This window comes from Arthrobacter sp. CAN_A6, assembly GCF_015751715.1.
GTDB lineage: Bacteria > Actinomycetota > Actinomycetes > Actinomycetales > Micrococcaceae > Arthrobacter_D.
Map to the genome: position 1 here is coordinate 1 of NZ_JADOUV010000033.1, position 5,907 is coordinate 5,907.

Annotated in this window: 3 rRNA genes; all 3 read left to right on the plus strand. The window is 55.6% G+C overall.

The annotated features are described in order from the left end of the window. Positions 1-183: 183 nt before the first annotated feature. The 3 genes from IWX75_RS17325 to rrf all read left to right on the plus strand — a co-directional run bounded on the left by IWX75_RS17325 (position 184) and on the right by rrf (position 5,856). Positions 184-1,708, plus strand: a 16S ribosomal RNA gene (locus IWX75_RS17325). 633 nt (positions 1,709-2,341) lie between these two features. Then, positions 2,342-5,505 (plus strand): 23S ribosomal RNA (locus IWX75_RS17330). A 234-nt stretch (positions 5,506-5,739) separates the two neighbouring features. After that, positions 5,740-5,856, plus strand: a 5S ribosomal RNA gene (gene rrf / locus IWX75_RS17335). Together the 16S, 23S and 5S rRNA genes form the textbook arrangement of a ribosomal RNA operon. Positions 5,857-5,907 lie beyond the last annotated feature (51 nt).

Consider the following 5,907-nt stretch of genomic DNA (forward strand, 5'->3'; position numbering starts at 1 on the left):
GTGTCTGTTGTTTGAGAACTCAATAGTGTGCCAAGTTTGTTGATACCGATTGTTTTTTGATTGGTTGAATTGGCTGGTTGTCGCGCATTTTGTGTGTGGTGGCTGGTTTTTTTGGCTGGTTTCGAATTTTGTGCAGCAGTGTTTCCCGTTTTCCCGGGTTTCGTTGTTGTGTCTGTAGAAGCATTTACGGAGAGTTTGATCCTGGCTCAGGATGAACGCTGGCGGCGTGCTTAACACATGCAAGTCGAACGATGAACCTCACTTGTGGGGGGATTAGTGGCGAACGGGTGAGTAACACGTGAGTAACCTGCCCTTGACTCTGGGATAAGCCTGGGAAACCGGGTCTAATACTGGATACGACCTTCTGGCGCATGCCATGTTGGTGGAAAGCTTTATTGTGGTTTTGGATGGACTCGCGGCCTATCAGCTTGTTGGTGGGGTAATGGCCTACCAAGGCGACGACGGGTAGCCGGCCTGAGAGGGTGACCGGCCACACTGGGACTGAGACACGGCCCAGACTCCTACGGGAGGCAGCAGTGGGGAATATTGCACAATGGGCGCAAGCCTGATGCAGCGACGCCGCGTGAGGGATGAAGGCCTTCGGGTTGTAAACCTCTTTCAGTAGGGAAGAAGCGAAAGTGACGGTACCTGCAGAAGAAGCGCCGGCTAACTACGTGCCAGCAGCCGCGGTAATACGTAGGGCGCAAGCGTTATCCGGAATTATTGGGCGTAAAGAGCTCGTAGGCGGTTTGTCGCGTCTGCCGTGAAAGTCCGGGGCTTAACTCCGGATCTGCGGTGGGTACGGGCAGACTAGAGTGCAGTAGGGGAGACTGGAATTCCTGGTGTAGCGGTGAAATGCGCAGATATCAGGAGGAACACCGATGGCGAAGGCAGGTCTCTGGGCTGTAACTGACGCTGAGGAGCGAAAGCATGGGGAGCGAACAGGATTAGATACCCTGGTAGTCCATGCCGTAAACGTTGGGCACTAGGTGTGGGGGACATTCCACGTTTTCCGCGCCGTAGCTAACGCATTAAGTGCCCCGCCTGGGGAGTACGGCCGCAAGGCTAAAACTCAAAGGAATTGACGGGGGCCCGCACAAGCGGCGGAGCATGCGGATTAATTCGATGCAACGCGAAGAACCTTACCAAGGCTTGACATGAACCGGAATGATGCAGAGATGTGTCAGCCACTTGTGGCCGGTTTACAGGTGGTGCATGGTTGTCGTCAGCTCGTGTCGTGAGATGTTGGGTTAAGTCCCGCAACGAGCGCAACCCTCGTTCCATGTTGCCAGCGGGTTATGCCGGGGACTCATGGGAGACTGCCGGGGTCAACTCGGAGGAAGGTGGGGACGACGTCAAATCATCATGCCCCTTATGTCTTGGGCTTCACGCATGCTACAATGGCCGGTACAAAGGGTTGCGATACTGTGAGGTGGAGCTAATCCCAAAAAGCCGGTCTCAGTTCGGATTGAGGTCTGCAACTCGACCTCATGAAGTTGGAGTCGCTAGTAATCGCAGATCAGCAACGCTGCGGTGAATACGTTCCCGGGCCTTGTACACACCGCCCGTCAAGTCACGAAAGTTGGTAACACCCGAAGCCGGTGGCCTAACCCCTTGTGGGAGGGAGCCGTCGAAGGTGGGACCGGCGATTGGGACTAAGTCGTAACAAGGTAGCCGTACCGGAAGGTGCGGCTGGATCACCTCCTTTCTAAGGAGCGCCTTCAGGTTCGCGCACGCTTCCTCTGTGTTGGGTGTGTGGCTTGCAAGGAGTTAGCCCATAGCGCGGGCGTTTGTTCCGCGGTGGGTGCTCATGGGTGGAATATCAATGAATGGTTCGAGTTCGCTGTGCTGGTTCTTGTGAGTACGGCTTCCTGGGTGTTGGTTCTTTCCTTCGGGGGAGGGTCGGTGTCGGGGGGGTGTGGAAAGTAGGGGTTGGTGTTGGTGGGTTGGGATGTTTGGCACACTGTTGGGTCCTGAGATAACAGGGCTCTTATTTCTCGTGGTCCGGTCGTTGGGGTGTTCGTTGCTTCGTGGTCGGGGTGTGGGGGGTGGGGGTTTGGTTGTTTCTGGGTTTTCCTGCGCATGCTTCGCATCGTGTCCTGTGGTGGTGTCCCTGGTTTTTGTGGGGGTGTCCGCCGTGGGTGGTGTGGGGGTGTGTTGGGGTTGTTGGTTGAGAACTGCATAGTGGACGCGAGCATCTTATAAACAAGAAGCAATTTCTTGCAGGATTCTGTTGCGCATGGCTTGTCGGGTGGTGTTCCTTTTCCTTTCGGGGGGAAGGGGTGTTGTTCGTGGGTGGTGTGTGGTGGGTTCTGCGCCGAGAAGTGTTTTTGATCTTTGTGGTCAAGTTTTTAAGGGCACACGGTGGATGCCTTGGCATCAGGAGCCGAAGAAGGACGTGGGAATCTGCGATAAGCCTGGGGGAGTTGATAACCGAACTTTGATCCCAGGATGTCCGAATGGGGAAACCCCGCCCGGCGCGCGAGTGACCGGGTGACCCGTATCTGAACACATAGGGTACGTGGGGGGAACGTGGGGAAGTGAAACATCTCAGTACCCACAGGAAGAGAAAACAACAGTGATTCCGTTAGTAGTGGCGAGCGAACGCGGATGAGGCTAAACCAGTGGTGTGTGATAGCCGGCGGGCGTTGCATCACTGGGGTTGCGGGACTTTCCGTATCAGTTCTGCCGGACTGGTGAAATGTGTGCAGGCGTATAGGTGAACGGGTTTGAAAGCCCGGCCGGAGAGGGTGTAAGTCCCGTAACCGTAATGCGTGCTGCCGTTTGGAGAGTATCCCAAGTAGTACGGGGCCCGAGAAATCCCGTGCGAATCCGCCAGGACCACCTGGTAAGCCTAAATACTCCCTGATGACCGATAGCGGACCAGTACCGTGAGGGAAAGGTGAAAAGTACCCCGGGAGGGGAGTGAAACAGTACCTGAAACCGTGTGCCTACAAACCGTTGGAGCAGGCAAAGCCTTGTGCTGGTTCCTGTGACAGCGTGCCTTTTGAAGAATGAGCCTGCGAGTTAGTGTTACGTCGCGAGGTTAACCCGTGTGGGGAAGCCGTAGCGAAAGCGAGTCTGAATAGGGCGAGTGAGTGGCGTGATCTAGACCCGAAGCGAAGTGATCTACCCATGGCCAGGTTGAAGCGACGGTAAGACGTCGTGGAGGACCGAACCCACTTCAGTTGAAAATGGAGGGGATGAGCTGTGGGTAGGGGTGAAAGGCCAATCAAACTTCGTGATAGCTGGTTCTCCCCGAAATGCATTTAGGTGCAGCGTTGCGTGTTTCTTATCGGAGGTAGAGCTACTGGATGGCTAATGGGCCCTACAAGGTTACTGACGTCAGCCAAACTCCGAATGCCGGTAAGTGAGAGCGCAGCAGTGAGACTGTGGGGGATAAGCTTCATAGTCGAGAGGGAAACAGCCCAGACCACCAACTAAGGCCCCTAAGCGTGTGCTAAGTGGGAAAGGATGTGGAGTCGCGAAGACAACCAGGAGGTTGGCTTAGAAGCAGCCATCCTTGAAAGAGTGCGTAATAGCTCACTGGTCAAGTGATTCCGCGCCGACAATGTAGCGGGGCTCAAGTACACCGCCGAAGTTGTGGCATTCACATTAGTGCTAAGCCGGAGACTTGTTCTCCTGAGTTCAGGCGTGTGGATGGGTAGGGGAGCGTCGTGTGGGCGGTGAAGTCGCGGTGTAAACCAGCGGTGGAGCCTACACGAGTGAGAATGCAGGCATGAGTAGCGAAAGACGGGTGAGAAACCCGTCCGCCGAATGATCAAGGGTTCCAGGGTCAAGCTAATCTGCCCTGGGTAAGTCGGGACCTAAGGCGAGGCCGACAGGCGTAGTCGATGGACAACGGGTTGATATTCCCGTACCGGCGAAAAACCGCCAATACTGATCAAGGGATACTAACCGCCAGAAGCATGACCGACCGTCTTTTAGACGGATCCGGTTTTTTGTGGATCGCGGGACCTGATCTTGGGAGGTAAGCGTATTAACAGGTGTGACGCAGGAAGGTAGCCAAGCCGGGCGATGGTAGTCCCGGTCTAAGGATGTAGGGCGAACCATAGGCAAATCCGTGGTTCTGGTTTCAATACCGGGTCTGAGATCTGATGGGACCCCTCTTCGAGGGGAATTTGGTGATCCTATGCTGCCTAGAAAAGCATCGGCGCGAGGTTTTAGCCGCCCGTACCCCAAACCGACACAGGTGATCAGGTAGAGAATACTAAGGCGATCGAGAGAATTATGGTTAAGGAACTCGGCAAAATGCCCCCGTAACTTCGGGAGAAGGGGGGCCCCAACCGTGACGGCGACTAGCTCGCCATGAGCGGATCGGGGCCGCAGAGACCAGGGGGAAGCGACTGTTTACTAAAAACACAGGTCCGTGCGAAGTCGCAAGACGATGTATACGGACTGACTCCTGCCCGGTGCTGGAAGGTTAAGAGGACCGGTTAGCCCCTTGTGGGCGAAGCTGGGAATTCAAGCCCCAGTAAACGGCGGTGGTAACTATAACCATCCTAAGGTAGCGAAATTCCTTGTCGGGTAAGTTCCGACCTGCACGAATGGAGTAACGACTTCCCCGCTGTCTCAACCATAAACTCGGCGAAATTGCAGTACGAGTAAAGATGCTCGTTACGCGCAGCAGGACGGAAAGACCCCGAGACCTTCACTATAGTTTGGTATTGGTGTTCGGTGTGGCTTGTGTAGGATAGGTGGGAGACTGTGAAGCCCGGACGCTAGTTCGGGTGGAGTCATCGTTGAAATACCACTCTGGTCACTCTGGATATCTAACTTCGGCCCGTAATCCGGGTCAGGGACAGTGCCTGATGGGTAGTTTAACTGGGGCGGTTGCCTCCTAAAAAGTAACGGAGGCGCCCAAAGGTTCCCTCAGCCTGGTTGGCAATCAGGTGGCGAGTGTAAGTGCACAAGGGAGCTTGACTGTGAGAGAGACATCTCAAGCAGGGACGAAAGTCGGGACTAGTGATCCGGCGGCACATTGTGGAATGGCCGTCGCTCAACGGATAAAAGGTACCTCGGGGATAACAGGCTGATCTTGCCCAAGAGTCCATATCGACGGCATGGTTTGGCACCTCGATGTCGGCTCGTCGCATCCTGGGGCTGGAGTAGGTCCCAAGGGTTGGGCTGTTCGCCCATTAAAGCGGTACGCGAGCTGGGTTTAGAACGTCGTGAGACAGTTCGGTCCCTATCCGCTGCGCGCGCAGGAAATTTGAGAAGGGCTGTCCTTAGTACGAGAGGACCGGGACGGACGAACCTCTGGTGTGTCAGTTGTACTGCCAAGTGCACCGCTGATTAGCTACGTTCGGATGGGATAACCGCTGAAAGCATCTAAGCGGGAAGCCTGCTTCGAGATGAGATTTCCATACACCTTGAGTGTGAGAGGCCCCCAGCCAGACCACTGGGTTGATAGGCCGGATGTGGAAGCAAGGACTAACGACTTGCGAAGCTGACCGGTACTAATAAGCCGATAACTTACACCACACCCACACCCCCCAAGGGGGTGAGGGCAACATCAAATGCTACGCGTCCACTATGCGGTTCCCAACCAACAAACCAGGGAAACCCCCCCCACCCCCCCCCAAAAAAAAGGGGTGGACCAAGGGGGGAACACCACAACAAAATACAGTCCAGCACGATCAACGGACCCAACAGATTTACCCCACCCACACCCCCGGACAACACCCCGGGAAAGCACCCGGTGGCGGTAGCAAGGGTTACGGCGGTCATAGCGTGGGGGAAACGCCCGGTCCCATTCCGAACCCGGAAGCTAAGACCCACAGCGCCGATGGTACTGCACCCGAGAGAGTGTGGGAGAGTAGGACACCGCCGGACAACCATTACAGGCCAGAGGCCCCACCACCGGTGGGGCCTCTGCCCCTTTAA